The sequence below is a fragment of the Sphingomonas sp. S2-65 genome (genome assembly GCF_021513175.1).
Classification (GTDB): domain Bacteria; phylum Pseudomonadota; class Alphaproteobacteria; order Sphingomonadales; family Sphingomonadaceae; genus Sphingomonas.
This window is the reverse complement of sequence record NZ_CP090953.1, coordinates 1,053,411-1,066,883: the sequence shown is the minus strand read 5'-3', so window position 1 is coordinate 1,066,883 and position 13,473 is coordinate 1,053,411. Positions and strand designations below refer to the sequence as shown.

16 protein-coding genes are annotated in these 13,473 nt (G+C 66.2%); 8 read left to right on the top strand and 8 right to left on the bottom strand.

What is annotated here, in order from left to right; genetic code table 11:
- Positions 1-40 precede the first annotated feature (40 nt).
- Positions 41-2,293 (top strand): DNA topoisomerase IV subunit A, encoded by a 2,253-nt coding sequence (parC, locus tag LZ586_RS05005; RefSeq protein ID WP_235078571.1) that lies wholly within the window; start codon positions 41-43, stop codon positions 2,291-2,293.
- A gap of 73 nt (positions 2,294-2,366) precedes the next feature.
- A complete protein-coding gene (locus LZ586_RS05000; protein ID WP_235078570.1) occupies positions 2,367-4,085 on the top strand; it encodes a putative bifunctional diguanylate cyclase/phosphodiesterase in 1,719 nt (572 codons plus the stop codon).
- On the opposite strand, the gene LZ586_RS04995 is transcribed toward LZ586_RS05000, so the two are convergent.
- The 4 genes from LZ586_RS04995 to LZ586_RS04980 are packed head-to-tail and all read right to left on the bottom strand — an operon-like array spanning position 4,061 to position 6,946.
- Positions 4,061-5,245 (bottom strand): CCA tRNA nucleotidyltransferase, encoded by a 1,185-nt coding sequence (locus LZ586_RS04995; protein ID WP_235078569.1) that lies wholly within the window; start codon positions 5,243-5,245, stop codon positions 4,061-4,063. The genes LZ586_RS05000 and LZ586_RS04995 overlap by 25 nt on opposite strands.
- The gene (locus LZ586_RS04990; protein WP_235078568.1) at positions 5,233-5,829 is read right to left on the bottom strand and encodes a CoA pyrophosphatase; all 597 of its coding nucleotides are present in this window, start codon (positions 5,827-5,829) and stop codon (positions 5,233-5,235) included. The genes LZ586_RS04995 and LZ586_RS04990 overlap by 13 nt, the downstream gene beginning before the upstream one ends.
- Complete coding sequence (locus tag LZ586_RS04985) at positions 5,826-6,392, bottom strand: DUF1285 domain-containing protein (RefSeq protein ID WP_235078567.1); 567 nt, start codon at positions 6,390-6,392, stop codon at positions 5,826-5,828. Before LZ586_RS04985 ends, LZ586_RS04990 begins: the two co-directional genes overlap by 4 nt.
- A 32-nt stretch (positions 6,393-6,424) precedes the next feature.
- The gene (locus LZ586_RS04980; protein ID WP_235078566.1) at positions 6,425-6,946 is read right to left on the bottom strand and encodes a GNAT family N-acetyltransferase; all 522 of its coding nucleotides are present in this window, start codon (positions 6,944-6,946) and stop codon (positions 6,425-6,427) included.
- Between the two features lie 151 nt (positions 6,947-7,097).
- On the opposite strand from LZ586_RS04980, the gene LZ586_RS04975 reads away from it, so the two are divergent.
- Positions 7,098-7,469, top strand: coding sequence for a dihydroneopterin aldolase (locus tag LZ586_RS04975; protein ID WP_235078565.1), 372 nt, complete (start codon positions 7,098-7,100; stop codon positions 7,467-7,469).
- Between the two features lie 30 nt (positions 7,470-7,499).
- On the opposite strand, the gene LZ586_RS04970 is transcribed toward LZ586_RS04975, so the two are convergent.
- A complete protein-coding gene (locus tag LZ586_RS04970; protein WP_235078564.1) occupies positions 7,500-8,198 on the bottom strand; it encodes a hypothetical protein in 699 nt (232 codons plus the stop codon).
- Positions 8,199-8,559: 361 nt separating this feature from the next.
- Between LZ586_RS04970 and LZ586_RS04965 the strand changes: the two genes are divergently transcribed.
- From LZ586_RS04965 to LZ586_RS04945, 5 genes are all read left to right on the top strand, one after another.
- Positions 8,560-9,246, top strand: coding sequence for an energy transducer TonB (locus tag LZ586_RS04965; protein ID WP_235078563.1), 687 nt, complete (start codon positions 8,560-8,562; stop codon positions 9,244-9,246).
- 65 nt (positions 9,247-9,311) lie between these two features.
- A complete protein-coding gene (locus LZ586_RS04960) occupies positions 9,312-10,106 on the top strand; it encodes a MotA/TolQ/ExbB proton channel family protein (RefSeq protein WP_235078562.1) in 795 nt (264 codons plus the stop codon).
- A gap of 84 nt (positions 10,107-10,190) precedes the next feature.
- Positions 10,191-10,670, top strand: a complete 480-nt coding sequence (locus LZ586_RS04955; protein WP_235078561.1) for an ExbD/TolR family protein — start codon at positions 10,191-10,193, stop codon at positions 10,668-10,670.
- A 26-nt stretch (positions 10,671-10,696) separates the two neighbouring features.
- On the top strand, positions 10,697-11,119 hold the full coding sequence (locus tag LZ586_RS04950) for an ExbD/TolR family protein (protein ID WP_235078560.1): 423 nt from the start codon (positions 10,697-10,699) through the stop codon (positions 11,117-11,119).
- A gap of 160 nt (positions 11,120-11,279) precedes the next feature.
- On the top strand, positions 11,280-11,627 hold the full coding sequence (locus LZ586_RS04945; protein ID WP_235078559.1) for a tetratricopeptide repeat protein: 348 nt from the start codon (positions 11,280-11,282) through the stop codon (positions 11,625-11,627).
- Between the two features lie 87 nt (positions 11,628-11,714).
- Here LZ586_RS04945 and dcd read toward each other — a convergent pair whose 3' ends face one another.
- From dcd to LZ586_RS04930, 3 genes are all read right to left on the bottom strand, one after another.
- A complete protein-coding gene (gene dcd / locus LZ586_RS04940; protein WP_235078558.1) occupies positions 11,715-12,269 on the bottom strand; it encodes a dCTP deaminase in 555 nt (184 codons plus the stop codon).
- A gap of 77 nt (positions 12,270-12,346) precedes the next feature.
- Positions 12,347-12,787 (bottom strand): cytidine deaminase, encoded by a 441-nt coding sequence (locus tag LZ586_RS04935; RefSeq protein WP_235078557.1) that lies wholly within the window; start codon positions 12,785-12,787, stop codon positions 12,347-12,349.
- Positions 12,784-13,473 carry a GH25 family lysozyme gene (locus LZ586_RS04930; protein WP_235078556.1) on the bottom strand — a complete coding sequence of 230 codons (690 nt, stop codon included), beginning with the start codon at positions 13,471-13,473 and terminating at the stop codon, positions 12,784-12,786. Before LZ586_RS04930 ends, LZ586_RS04935 begins: the two co-directional genes overlap by 4 nt.

Here is a 13,473-nt window from a genome sequence, read left to right as displayed (position 1 = left end):
GTTGGCCTCCGGGCTTCGGGCCTGCTAGACACCCCGCTCCATGACGCTCGACACCGATAATCCCGACCTCACCGGCGACGCTTCTGGCGCTTCGGACGTTGCGTTCGATAGCGCATTGTCCGAACGCTATCTGGTCTATGCGCTCTCGACGATCACTGCGCGTTCGCTGCCGGATGTCCGCGACGGGCTGAAGCCGGTGCACCGCCGCTTGCTCTGGGCAATGCGGCTGCTGCGCCTCGATCCCGCCAGTGGCTACAAGAAGTGCGCCCGCGTCGTCGGCGACGTGATCGGCAAATACCATCCGCATGGCGATGCCTCGGTCTATGACGCGATGGTGCGCCTGGCCCAGACCTTTGCGCTGCGCTATCCGCTGGTCGACGGACAGGGCAATTTCGGCAACATCGACGGCGATAACGCCGCTGCCTATCGCTACACCGAAGCCCGGCTCACGCAGGTCGCGATGGACCTGATGGAGGGCCTCGACGAAAACGCCGTCGATTTCCGCGCCACCTATAATGGCGAGGAAGAAGAGCCCGAGCTCTTTCCCGGCCTGTTCCCCAATCTACTGGCCAATGGCGCAGCGGGGATCGCAGTAGGCATGGCGACCAGCATCCCGCCGCATAACGCCGCCGAGATCATGAACGCCGCGGTTGCGCTGATCGACAATCCCACTGCGAACGTTCTCGATTATGTCCAGGGGCCTGACTTCCCGACCGGCGGCATCGTTGCCGACGGTCCGGCGTCGATCACGGAGGCCTATACCACAGGGCGGGGCAGCTTCCGGGTCCGCGCCAAGATCGATCGGGTGGCGGAAAAGGGCGGCGGCTGGCACCTGGTCGTCTCCGAAATCCCTTATGGCGTGCAGAAGGGCAAGCTGATCGAAGGGATCGCGGCGCTCATCAACGACAAGAAGCTGCCGATCCTGGGGGACGTGCGCGACGAATCGGCGGAGGATGTCCGCGTCGTGCTTGAGCCGCGCAGCCGCACCGTCAGCGCCGAGGATTTGATCAACAGCCTGTATCGGCTGAGCGACCTCGAAGTGCGCGTGCCGCTCAACCTCAACGTGCTCGACAAGAACCGCACGCCGCGGGTGATGAGCCTTCAGGAGGCGATCGCCGGGTGGGTAGAGCATCAGTTCGTCGTCCTGCGCCGCCGCTCAGAGCACCGGCTGAGCAAGATCGCCGACCGGCTCGAACTGGTCGGCGGCTATATCATCGCCTTCCTAAACCTGGACCGCGTGATCGAGATCATCCGCACCGAGGATGAGCCCAAGCCGATCATGATGGCGGAGTTCGAACTTACCGACCGCCAGGCAGAGGCGATCCTGAACATGCGGCTGCGCAGCCTGAGGCGGCTGGAGGAGATGGAGCTTCGCCGCGAACAGGGCGCGCTGGAGAAGGAGCAGGCCGAGCTGCAGCTGCTCCTGTCGTCCGATGCGCGGCAGCGCACCCGGATGAAGCGCGATCTGGGCCGGATGATCGTCCGCTATGGTCAGGATACGCCGCTGGGCAAGCGGCGCACCGAGATCAAGGAAGCCGGGCCGACCCGCGAAATCCCGCTGGAAGCGATGATCGAGCGTGAGCCGATCACGGTGATCCTTTCCCAGCGCGGCTGGATCCGCGCGATGAAGGGGCATGTCGACCTCGCCTCCGCGGACACCGCGAAGTTTAAGGAAGGCGACGGCCCGCTGTTCGCGTTCCATGCCCAGACCACCGACAAGCTGTTGCTGGCCGCCGACAATGGCCGTTTCTACACACTGGCGGGCGACAAGCTGCCGGGTGGCCGCGGCTTCGGCGAGCCGGTGCGGGTGATGATCGACCTGGAGGGCGAGCGCACGATCGTGAACCTGCTGCCGGCCAGTGCCGGTGCGCGGCTGCTGATCGCCGCCAGCGACGGGCGTGGCTTCATCGTCAAGGCTGAAGACGTGATCGCCGAGACCCGCAAGGGCAAGCAGGTGATGACTCCGCGCGCCGGTGCGCTGTTGAAGATCGTTCGCCCCATCGCCACCGAAGATGACGCCGTCGCGGTGATCGGCGACAATCGGAAGCTGGTCGTCTTCCCGCTCTCCGAAGTTGCCGAGCTGGCACGCGGACAGGGTGTCCAGCTACAGCGCTACCGTGACGGCGGCATGTCGGACGCGATTACCTTCAAGATGGCCGAAGGGCTGCGCTGGCGCATGGGTGGCGAGCAGGGCCGGGTGCGCAGTGAGGCGGACGTGTCGCCGTGGCGGGCCGCGCGCGGCGCCGCCGGGCGTATGCCGCCGACCGGCTTTCCACGCGACAACCGCTTCTGAGCCAACAGGAAAATGCGCGCCGCCTGGTGAGGTTCAGCGCGATTTAACCAATTCGGCTTAGCGATCATGCCTGATGACGTGGGGCGTATCGCAGCTGGCCGAGTTCTTGGCCTCGGAATCGGCGTTGCCGGACGCGCCGGAGGCGCGCGCGCCCGGTTCCGCACCTGAAGAGCCGCTCCTGCACCTGCTGCCGATCCCGGCCGCCCTGGTGCATCTGCGGCATGGGACGCTGCACTTCGAGGCGACCAATCAGCCGTTCCAGCTGCTGGGGTTCGGGACGGCGGCATCGGACTCGCCGCTGATCCGCTTGCTCGGGTCGAAGATTCACGCCTTCCTCGATTCGGATCAAACGCAGTCGGAATTCGGATGGCAGGTCGGCGAGCAGGTGGATTGCCGCCGCTTCAGGGTACTCTTCGCCCGCAGGGCCGTGGATCCCGAGGCGAAGCGCTGCCTGATCACTCTGGTCGACCAGACCGGCGAGCTTCGCACCGAACACAGCCTGCGCCGCGAAATGGCGATCGACAGCCTTACCGGCCTTCCCAACCGATCCGGGTTCGGCGACGTGCTGGAGGCCCGCGTCCAGCCGGAGCTCGCCGCCAGCTTCGCCGTGCTGGTGATCAACCTCGACCGTTTCAGCCGAGTGAATGCGTGCCTGGGCGGCATAGCCGGCGATGAATTGCTGATATCGGTCGCGCGCCGGCTGAAAGGAGCGCTTCGGGGCCATGATATCCTGGCGCGGATGGGCGGCGACGAGTTCGGCGTGCTGCTCGCGGTCGAGGATGGCTATGCCGACGCCGCGCAGGTCGCCAAACGCATCCAGGGCGCGTTGGTGACGCCGTTCCGCCTGTCCGACTTCGAGATTCGCGTGGACTGCTCGATCGGCATCGCTCTGGGCTCGGAAGTGGGCGGAGACACCGAGGACTTGATCCGCCACGCGCAATTCGCAGTCAAGCGCGCCAAGAAAAGCGGCAGGGTGGAATATTACCACACCCGCGCGTTCGACATCGCCCGCGAACAATTCGGCATCGAGACCGAGCTGCGGCGCGCGGTCGAGAATGGCGACATGACGCTCAGCTATCAACCGATCTGCGATTTCGCGAGCGGCCGGATCGTGTCCTTCGAGGCGCTGGCGCGCTGGACCATGGAGGGCGGCGTGAAGCTGTCGCCCGACGCGTTCATCCCGGTCGCGGAAGAATCGGGGCTTATCATCCCGCTCGGCCGCTGGGCGATGGACGAGGCGGCACGGACGCTGGCGTTGTGGGACGCCGCGGCGGGGCGAGACTGCGGCGTAAAGATCGCCGTCAATCTTTCGGCGATCCAGTTGCAGCGCGACAATGTGCCCGAAATGGTGGGCGCGGTGCTCGATCGTCACGGAGTCGCGGGGAATCGCTTCACGCTGGAACTGACCGAGAGCGCCATCGTCAGCGACCCCGACCGGATCAGCCGCACGATGCAGGCGCTGAAAGGGTTGGGCACCACCTTGGCAATGGACGATTTCGGCACCGGCTATTCCAATCTCGCTTATCTTCAGAAACTGCCGATCGATCTGCTGAAGATCGATCGCAGCTTCGTGTCGGGCATGCTGGCCGACCGCGACAAGATCGCGATCGTCCGCGCGGTCTTGGGCCTGGCGCAGGCGCTGGGGATGCAGACCACCGCCGAGGGGATCGAGACGCTTGAGCTGTCACAGACGCTGGCGGCGATGGGCTGCACCTATGGCCAGGGCTTCTTCTACGCCCAGCCGCTGGAAGCCGACGACGCCTACCGCTATCTGTGCGCGCGGAGCGCCTGAGCGAGCACGCTCGCCACTATCTCCTCGACGCGGCTTCCCTCCGGAAAGCCTTCGGCGACCCATTGATCCTCGATCGCACGAAGGGCACGCGCCACGTCCGGCCCCTTGGCAAGCCCCTGGGCGACCAGCGCGCCGCCGCCGATTGGCAGGCGTGGCACCGCCCATGTGCTGACCTGCGCGGCGTCGGCGCTGCGGCCGGCGAGCAGCAGAGCGTCGACTGCGGTCTGCACGCCAAGCCGGTATGCCAGTGCCCGGGGCCTGGACTCAGGGTGCGGCGTGGCAGTCGCGACCAGCCGCTTGCGCTGATTGTTGGAGAGTTTCAGCCGGGCGCCGATCTGCTCGGCCAGTTGCGGGTCCTGCGGCAACAGCGCTCCCAGCCGGCGGATCGGATCGGGCGCTATTGCGGCCGCGGCTTCGGCTTGTGCCAGCGCGGTCAGGCGGTCGGGGGAGACGACCTCCGGAAGCACGGGCGCGAAGATGCCGCGCTCGATCATCAGCCCGGTGACGCGCACCGCGTCGCGCGCGACCAGCAGCTTGAGCAACTCGTCGGCGATGCGCTCGCGTGACAGTGCCATCAGGTCCCGCGCACGTGCGGTGCATGCGTCGAGCCCGGCAGGATCGGGGGTATCGCCGAATCGGGCGAGGAAGCGGAAGAAGCGCAGGATGCGCAGATGATCCTCGGCGATCCGCTGGAGCGGGTCGCCGATGAAGCGGACGCGCCGCACCGAAAGGTCGTCCAACCCATTGAAATAGTCGAAGATCTGGCCAGTGCCGGGATCGGCGTAGAGCGCGTTGATGGTGAAGTCGCGGCGCGCCGCGTCGGCCTGCCAGTCGTCCGTGAACGCCACCGTCGCGCGTCGACCGTCGGTGGAGACGTCGCGGCGCAACGTCGTCACTTCCACCGGGCCGCTTTCCAACACCGCAGTAACGGTGCCGTGCTCGATACCCGTGGGTACGGCGCGGATGCCTGCCGCCTTCAGGCGGTCGATCACGCTATGAGGGGGGAGCGGTGTCGCGAGGTCGACATCGGCAACCGGCATCTCGAGCAGCGCGTCACGCACCGCCCCGCCGACGAAGCGCGCCTCACCCAGCGCGTCAACGAGAGCGTCCAGCCCCGCTCGCCTGCGCCATTCGACGGGAGGCAGGGTCACGCCGTCCATCGCAGCCGCCGCGAGAGGTTGACCAGCATCGCCGCGGTGGCGCCCCAGATGCGGCGATCGTTCCACAGGATCTCGTAATAACGGCGCTCGCGTCCGGCCACCTGCACCGATCCCCGGCGCTGATTGGCGGGATCGAGCAGGAAGCCGAGCGGCACTTCGAACCAGTCCGCCACCTCCGCTTCCGCGGGCACCAGCGGCAAGTCGGGCGGCACCACGCCAAGCACTGGGGTCACGTGATAGCCGGTGACCGTGCGATAGGCGTCGACAATCCCGACGATGTCGACCTGGTCGACGGGCAGCGCGATTTCCTCTTGGGCTTCCCGCAGCGCGGCTGCCACCGGGCCATCGTCCTCGGGATCGATGCGCCCGCCGGGAAAAGCGACCTGGCCGGCATGCCGCCGCAGCGTCTCGGTACGCTGGGTGAGCAGCACGCCGGGCTCGGCGCGGTCGGTCACGGCGATCAGCACCGCGGCTTGATGTGCCGAATCGTCCGGATCGAAGTCGTGATGGTCGCCGGCGAGCAGGACGGGCGCGGTTCCGTGCGGCGCGTCCAATGCAGCGCGCAACCGATCCGCCAGCGTCACTGCGCCGGCTCCAGCGGGAACAAGGCGCCGTCGCTCCAGATGCCAGGGGGCGTGGTGCCGTTCGCCAATGCGATCTCGGCGAGTTCGTAATAGACCGGGCGCGCGACCAGCGCCTCGAGCCCCCCACGGACATGGAGATAGGGGCGGGGGCCGTCCTCGCGCTCGTCGAAGCGCAGGCCGTGCTCGGCGCCCGCCGTGACGAAGTCCCCGGTGTTCAAGCGAAAGGCGAGGCGCATGGCGTCGCCGTTGCCTTCGCGCTTCATCTCCACGGCGACGAACGGCGCATCCTCGACCTCGATATCCAGCTTCTCCACTGGCGTCACCAGTACGAAGCGGCCGTCGGCTTCGCGGCGGAGGATCGTCGAGAACAGGCGGACCATGGCCCGACGCGTGATCGGTGAAGCTTGGTGGAACCAGGTCCCGTCGCGGGCGATCCGCATCTCGCTGTCACCGCAATGCGTCGGGTTCCAGGTGTCAACCGGCGGCAGGCGGTTCTCCTCGGCCAAACGGGCGATCTCGGCGAGCGAGAGACTGGCGAAGTCGGGCGGGGGCGGCGTGGGCATCGGCTACCCGTTAGGGCAGCGGGATCGTGCCCTCAAGCGGCTTGGCGCAGCATCGGTCCGACGGCGCCGGCACAATCGGGGACGGCGCTGCCCAGCGCGAGCAGGCGGTGCTGCTCATAGGGGCCCGGCAGGCGCCAGCCGCCGGTCCGCTCGGCAGTGAAGCCGAAGAAGCGGCTGTAATATTCGGGATCGCCGACCAGCATGAGCGCATCATGGCCAGGAACGTCGGACTCGAGCGCGGCGTCCAGCATGTGGCGCATCAGCATGCGGCCGATGCCGCCGCGCTGCAGACCAGGCTCGACCGCGACCGGGCCTACCATCACCATCGGCCGGCTACCGCCTTCGTCGCAAGCGAGCGCGACCGGCCAGGATTGGGTCGTGCCCAGCAGCGCTCCGTCCTCCGCAAGGGCCGCGAAGCTGAGTTCGGGAATCGCCGTCGTACCGCTGCGGATCCGGTATGCGGTACGCGTGTGCCGATCCGCACCGAAAGCGCGGTCGAGCAGGTCCTCGACTTGGGCGGGGGCGATAGTGGCAAGCGGTACCAGGGTGATCACCCAGTCGATCCTTCGCGAGACGTGGCCGGCACTAGCGGGCGGCGCGCTTTAGCGCCCACGCGGCGTGGCGCAAGCAGTAATGGAGGGCTGGACCTTCCCCCGCGCGGCGCTTCTGCTATGGGGCGCGCCAGTTTCCCAGAAAGGCACGTCCTTGCCCGATCTCCTGCAGCTTCAGGTCCATGACCTGGAAGTCGAAGTCCTTACCGGCGTCTATTCCGAAGAGACGCACCTGCCGCAGCCGTTGCGCATCTCGGTGACGGCCGATCTCGATCTACCCGAGCGCTTCGAGCCCGACACACCGCTCGGCGCGTCGAAAAGCTATCTCGACCTGAAGCATGCGGCAACTGACAGCATCCCCAAGGATGTACATTTTACGCTGATCGAGGCGGTTGCGGAGCATATCTGCGATACGATCTTCATTTCGGACGCAAGGGTGCGGCGCGTCGAGATCCGCATCGTCAAGCTGGCGATCGCCGAAGCCGACGAATCGATCGGGATCACGCTGGTACGGCATCGCCGCTGATCCGCACCGGCGGGTCCGCGGACTATATGCCTATCGGCAGGGCCCGAGCGACTTCATCACGAAGCGATAATCCTCGCGCGCGATCGCGGCGTTGGCGGGATCGTCGCTTTCGATGTTGCCGGCCGGCAGTTCCGCGGGAAGGCCGCACGCCAGTCGGTACCAAAGCAAGGTGTTGGGCTGAACGGGGCCGCCGCTTTCATCGACTATGTCGCCCAGCGACACCGACCAGCGGGGCTGCTCGCCCGGCCGTCGCAGGATCTGCAGCGACACGGGTGCATTGTTTGCCGTCTGCAGGAATATCTGCGTCTCGCCTTCGCCTGGAAGCGACCCGGGGACGTGAAACGCGTTGCCGACGCCGGTGACGGCGGGCGGGGCATTCGCGGCGAGGACTTCGCGGGTGATGCCGCGCACGAACGCATCGAGCTCGGCCGACCATAGCCGCTGGCCGTCAAGGTCGACGAGTTGCACTTGATCCGCGCGGCCTGGGACCGGGCGGGCGAACAGCAATACGCGCTGCTTCTTGAGCCGGGGCGGCTTGCCGCGGGCGTCCAATGCCACGTCGACGACATATCCCAGCCGCAATGGCACCGAATCGGTCCCGCGAATCAGGGCAAGCACATCGGCCTCTACATAGAAGCGGGCACGGCCCGACGCGACGTTTACCGCTTCTTCACCCTTGATCCGCGCCGCGCTGCGAATTCGCGCGTCGATGACAAGCGGTGCCGCCAAGATCTGGCGAGCGGCGGTGCTATAGCTTGGCAATACGGCAGCCGCGACCGCACTATTTTGCAAGGGATTCCCAAGGCTCACGGTGGGAACGGCTAATGATGCGGCGCAACAAAACGCTATCACAGGAACGCGGATCATGCGCTCCGTTACCGGATCGAGGGCGCCGGATACAGAAATAAATCCGTCATGCACCGGAGATAGTTCAAAATGTCAGACAAAGCGTTTGCGTACCCTGGGAGGTCGCGATAGAGACTCGCGCTCTGCCGAACCGACGCAACACAGCGAACGGCGGGCGGACTTGTGCGCGGGTCGATGGTCCGCCGCTCGGGGTCGCAGCAGATTAGAGGAGTGACGTTGCCGAATGGCTTACGCTGACCGTAATACAGGTGGCAGCCGGGTCGTGGCGATCGTTCTGGTCGCGTTGATCGTGGCTGGCATGGGTTATGCCTTCGTCACGGGTCTGGCATACCAATACATCAAGAAGAAGGCGGAGGAGCTGAAGACCTTCGAGGTCGAAGAGCCGCCGCCCCCTCCTGAAGAAGTTCCGCCGCCGCCGCCGCCGCCCGACACGCCGGTGCCGCCGCCCCCGACTCAGGTCGTGGTGCCGCCGGCCCGAGTGCAGGTGCCGGTTCCGGCTCCGCCGATGAGCACGACGACGATCATACCGCCGTCGCCGCCTATCTCGCCGCCTGCGCCGCCGGCTCCGCCATCGCCGCCAGCACCGCCTGCTCCCGCCGCTCCGCCGGCGATCAGCAAGGCAGCCGCTGCTCGTGGCAACCCTGGCGAGTGGGTGACGAACGACGACTATCCGGCATCCGCGCTGCGCAACGAGGAAGAAGGGTCCGTCGGGATCTCCTTCAACGTGAACGCTCGAGGACGTGTGGAAGGTTGTTCGGTGACCGCAGGGTCGGGTTCGCGTGCACTGGATGATGCGACCTGCCGCCTGGTGACGTCGCGCGGACGTTATTCGCCCGCTCTCGACGCAGCGGGCAATCCGATCCCCGGTGGACGCAAATCGCTGCGCTTCACCTGGAAGATTGCGCAGTAAAGTAGGCGAAACCAAGCTGGCGCCAGCCAGCATTGACGGCAACTCTACAGAGGAAAGAAACGACGATGCTCACCACCATTCTCGCTGCTGCGGCACCCGCCGGCGAAAATCCGTACGGCCTGACTCAGGCGCTCAAGGAAGGCGGCCTGATCTCGCAGACCGTGTTCGCCATCCTGGTCCTGTTCCTGTTCGTGTCGCTCTACATCTTCTTCACGAAGATCTTCGAGCAGCAGAAGATCATCAACCAGGCGAAGCGCGTGCGCACTGGCTTCTGGACCTCGAACAGCCTGCGTGAAGGCGCAGCGAAGCTCGAGAAGAACTCGGCCTACCGCCAGATCGTCGACGACGGCATCCAGGCGCAGGAGCAGTACAAGGAACTGACCGATCCGGTGGAAGCCCATGACTGGCTGCACGGCTCGCTCGCCCGCTCGGAAGGCGTGATCAACTCGTCGCTCGGTGGCGGTCTGGCGTTCCTCGCGACCGTCGGCGCGACCGCACCGTTCATCGGCCTGTTCGGTACCGTGATCGGCATCTACCGCGCGCTCATCAAGATCGGTTCGGCCGGTCAGGCTTCGATCGACGCCGTTGCCGGCCCGGTCGGTGAAGCACTGATCATGACCGCGCTCGGTCTGGTCGTCGCGGTTCCGGCCGTGCTCGCCTATAACTTCCTGCAGCGCCGCAACAAGTCGATCGCCGAGAGCCTCAGCGCTTTCTCGAACGACGTGCTCGGCTACCTCGCTTCGGACGGCCGCGTGCGCCCGACCGTGAAGAAGGTCGCTACGGCTCCGGTTGCAGGCACCAAGGCGCCGGGCACCACCACGACCGCCGGCCAGACCGGTGGCGTGCAGACCCGCGCGTAACTGAAAACGGGACCGCGCGGCTTCCTCCGCGCGGTCCGGCTTCCGGGTCGCCCGGTGGCTCATACGAAGATAGGATAACGCCCAATGGCGATGAGCGTAGGCGAAGGCGGCGACGACTCCCCGATGTCGGACATCAACACCACGCCCCTGGTGGACGTGATGCTGGTTCTCCTGATCATCTTCCTGATCGCCGTTCCCGTCGTGATTCAGACCGTCGACCTGCAACTGCCAAAGGTGCAGTTCGAGCCGACCACCACCAAGCCCGAGAATGTCGCGCTTTCCGTCACGGGCGCCGGCGGCCAGTGCCAGGTCTTTTGGGGCCTGTCGCCGATCGGTCACCAGGAACTGCTCGACAAGGCTGTCGCCAAGCTGAAGGCCGAAATCGATCGTCAGGGCGGTCCGAACGCGGCTGGTCTGGAACTGCCGGAAGTGCATATCCGCGGGGACGTGAATACCCCGTACCGTTGCATCGGCGGCACCATCTACACGATGCAGATGGCGGGTTTCGCGAAGGTCGGGTTCATTTCGGAGCCGGAGCCCGGTTCCAACAATGCCCGCATGTGATCCTGCGCGGTTGAGGAGTATTTGACATGTCAATGAGCGCGGGCGGCAAAGACGACGAGCCGATGATGGAAATGAACACGACGCCGTTGATCGACGTCATGCTCGTTCTCCTCATCATGTTCATCATCACCATTCCGATCCAAACCCATGCGGTGAAGGTCGACCTGCCCCAGAACACCGGCAGCAGCCCGCCGGTCGATGCGGAAAAGAACAAGGTCTATATCGACGCGAACGGCAACGTGTTCTGGAACAGCGTGCAGATCGACGATGTAACCCTGCGTCAGTATCTCGACGCGTCGCTGGCGAAGAACCCGGAGCCGGAGCTGCATTTCCAGCCCGACCCGGCGGCACGCTATGACGTCGTCGACCGGGTGCTGGCGATCATCAAGCGTGCGAACGTCTCGAAGCTCGGCTTCGTCGGCAACGAGCAGTATCGCAACGACTTCTGATCCGCCGCGCTTCGGCGCAGCACGGTTCTTAGAAGGCGGCCCTCACGGGCCGCCTTTTTTGTTGTGCAATCGCTTGTCGAACTGCAACGGAACTGTCACACAAGAGTCATGGTAATGTCACGAGCGTGTCATCGTGGCGTCATGAGTCGAGGAGGATGTCATGCGGTTCGTTGCTTTGGCTTTGGTTCCGCTGGTCGCCGCCGCCGCGCCTGCGCTCGCGCAGGATCGCGTCGCAACTACCCAGATCTCGCAGGGCGCATATCAGGATGCCGAGTCGCGGCTGGTCGAGGCGCTGCGCGCCGACCCCAACCGCCCCGAGCTGCTGATCAACCTGGCGGCGGTCTATGCCCGTACCGGGCGCGAGGATGCCGCACGCTTGCTCTACACTCGCGTGCTCTCGCAGTCGGACGTGCTGATGGACCTGTCGTCGGGCCGCACCGCCGGATCGCACATGATCGCGACTTCGGGCTTGCATCGCCTGCAGCCGGTGCAGTTCTCCGCCCGCTGAGGGGCTCCTGCGCGGCCCGCTGCGCAAGGGAGCAGGGCGCCCGGCCGGCGGCAATCCCGCCGGCTAGGACGCCGCTTGGGGTAACGCTCAGAGCCGCGGCAGGGTTACGCCGCGCTGACCCATATATTTGCCGGCGCGGTCGGCATAGCTGGTTTCGCAGGGCTCATTGCCCTTGAGGAACAGGAACTGGCACGCGCCTTCATTGGCGTAGATCTTCGCCGGCAACGGCGTCGTGTTCGAGAATTCCAGCGTCACATGCCCCTCCCATTCGGGTTCGAGCGGCGTGACGTTCACGATGATGCCGCAACGCGCATAGGTGGACTTGCCGAGGCAGATGACCAGCACGTCGCGCGGCACTCGGAAATACTCCACCGTGCGCGCCAGCGCGAAGCTGTTCGGCGGGATGATGCACACATCGGTCTTGCGATCGACGAAGCTGTTCGCGGCGAAATCCTTGGGGTCCACCGTCGCCGAATCGACGTTGGTGAAGATCTTGAACTCGTCGGCGACCCGCGCGTCATAGCCGTAGGAGGACAGTCCGTAGCTGATGCAGCCTTCGCGACGCTGGGCCTCGACGAACGGCTCGATCATGGCGTGCTCGCGCGCCTGCTCGCGAATCCAGCGGTCGGATAGGATGCTCATGATTCCCCCTGCTTGTGCCGCTCCGTTTCGCCGGAAGCGCCGGGGAGGGCAAGGCGCTTGATGGCTTCTGCCGCAGCCTAGCCGATGCCCAGGTCGGCCGGACCGAAGGCGTGGGGAAGCAGGTCGGACAGCTTGTGCGCGGCGATCTCGTCCCCGCTGGCGCCGCCGCAGAAGACCGGAAGGTCCCGCCCGGCAAGCTGGGCGGCTTCGTTGATGACCTGGCGGCAGCGCCCGCAGGGGCTGACCGGCGCAGTGTCGGCATGCCCCATCCGGCCGCCGATCACCCCGATCGCCACGACGTTGCGCAATTTGCCCTGGGCGTTGACCGTCGCCAGCGCCACCGTCTCCGCGCACAGCGACAGGCCATAGCTGGCATTCTCGAAATTGGCCCCGGTCACCACCGATCCGTCGTCGAGCAGCACTGCCGCGCCGACCGCGAACTTGGAATAGGGGGCGTGTGCGTGCCGCGCGGCGGCGCGCGCCGCCTTGATGAGTGCCTGAGCGCCCTGATCGATCATCGTGCCATCACGTCCCAATTTACCGGTCCCGCCGCACCCTGGATGCGGCGCAGGTGCGACGCCTGCCACATCGTCCACGGCCGGGCTAGGTAGCCGGGCGCGAAAAACACACCCCGCGCCCACAGCGGCGCGGTGGTGAGGGTGCTGAGCTGATAAGCGCCCTCGAACCGCTTGGTGATGCCCAGGATCACGCGCTTGCCGGAATGCGTCTCCACCGCGGCGATGAACCTGGCGAGTTCCATCAGCATCGCGCTGCGCGAGGGTCTCGGGCAGTCGCCGCTCAGGTCGAGCAGGATCGCGGGCGACAGCTGATCGTCGGTGCGCGCCACGGTGGAGACGAAGTTGCCGGCCTGGGCGAGGCCCGGCTGGCAGATCGCGTACAGGTGAAGCGCGCCCCGCTGCAGCCCGGCTTCGGCGGCGGTGCGCCAATGCTCGGCAAAGCGCGAGTCGCGCCCATGCGCCCCGATCGTCGCACGGGCATATACGAACTGCACGCCGCTGGTGCGCGCCTGCCACCAGTCGATGGCGCCGTCGCCTTCGCTGACGTCCACGCCCTGGACGGGATAGTCCGTGATCGAGGGCCGCCAGCGGCCGAAGAAGCTCCAGCCGGTGCCGCCGATCAAGATGCTCGCCAGCAGGAGGAGCGCGACGAACCGCAGCCGCCGCGTGGAACCGGAAACCAACAA

Bases quoted from the DNA above. Each gene is read 5' to 3' on its own strand.
- parC (WP_235078571.1), top strand. From the start codon at position 41: ATGACGCTCGACACCGATAATCCCGACCTCACCGGCGACGCTTCTGGC.
- LZ586_RS05000 (WP_235078570.1), top strand. From the start codon at position 2,367: ATGACGTGGGGCGTATCGCAGCTGGCCGAGTTCTTGGCCTCGGAATCG.
- LZ586_RS04995 (WP_235078569.1), bottom strand. From the start codon at position 5,245: ATGGACGGCGTGACCCTGCCTCCCGTCGAATGGCGCAGGCGAGCGGGG.
- LZ586_RS04985 (WP_235078567.1), bottom strand. From the start codon at position 6,392: ATGCCCACGCCGCCCCCGCCCGACTTCGCCAGTCTCTCGCTCGCCGAG.
- LZ586_RS04965 (WP_235078563.1), top strand. From the start codon at position 8,560: ATGGCTTACGCTGACCGTAATACAGGTGGCAGCCGGGTCGTGGCGATC.
- LZ586_RS04960 (WP_235078562.1), top strand. From the start codon at position 9,312: ATGCTCACCACCATTCTCGCTGCTGCGGCACCCGCCGGCGAAAATCCG.
- LZ586_RS04955 (WP_235078561.1), top strand. From the start codon at position 10,191: ATGGCGATGAGCGTAGGCGAAGGCGGCGACGACTCCCCGATGTCGGAC.
- LZ586_RS04950 (WP_235078560.1), top strand. From the start codon at position 10,697: ATGTCAATGAGCGCGGGCGGCAAAGACGACGAGCCGATGATGGAAATG.
- LZ586_RS04945 (WP_235078559.1), top strand. From the start codon at position 11,280: ATGCGGTTCGTTGCTTTGGCTTTGGTTCCGCTGGTCGCCGCCGCCGCG.
- dcd (WP_235078558.1), bottom strand. From the start codon at position 12,269: ATGAGCATCCTATCCGACCGCTGGATTCGCGAGCAGGCGCGCGAGCAC.
- LZ586_RS04935 (WP_235078557.1), bottom strand. From the start codon at position 12,787: ATGATCGATCAGGGCGCTCAGGCACTCATCAAGGCGGCGCGCGCCGCC.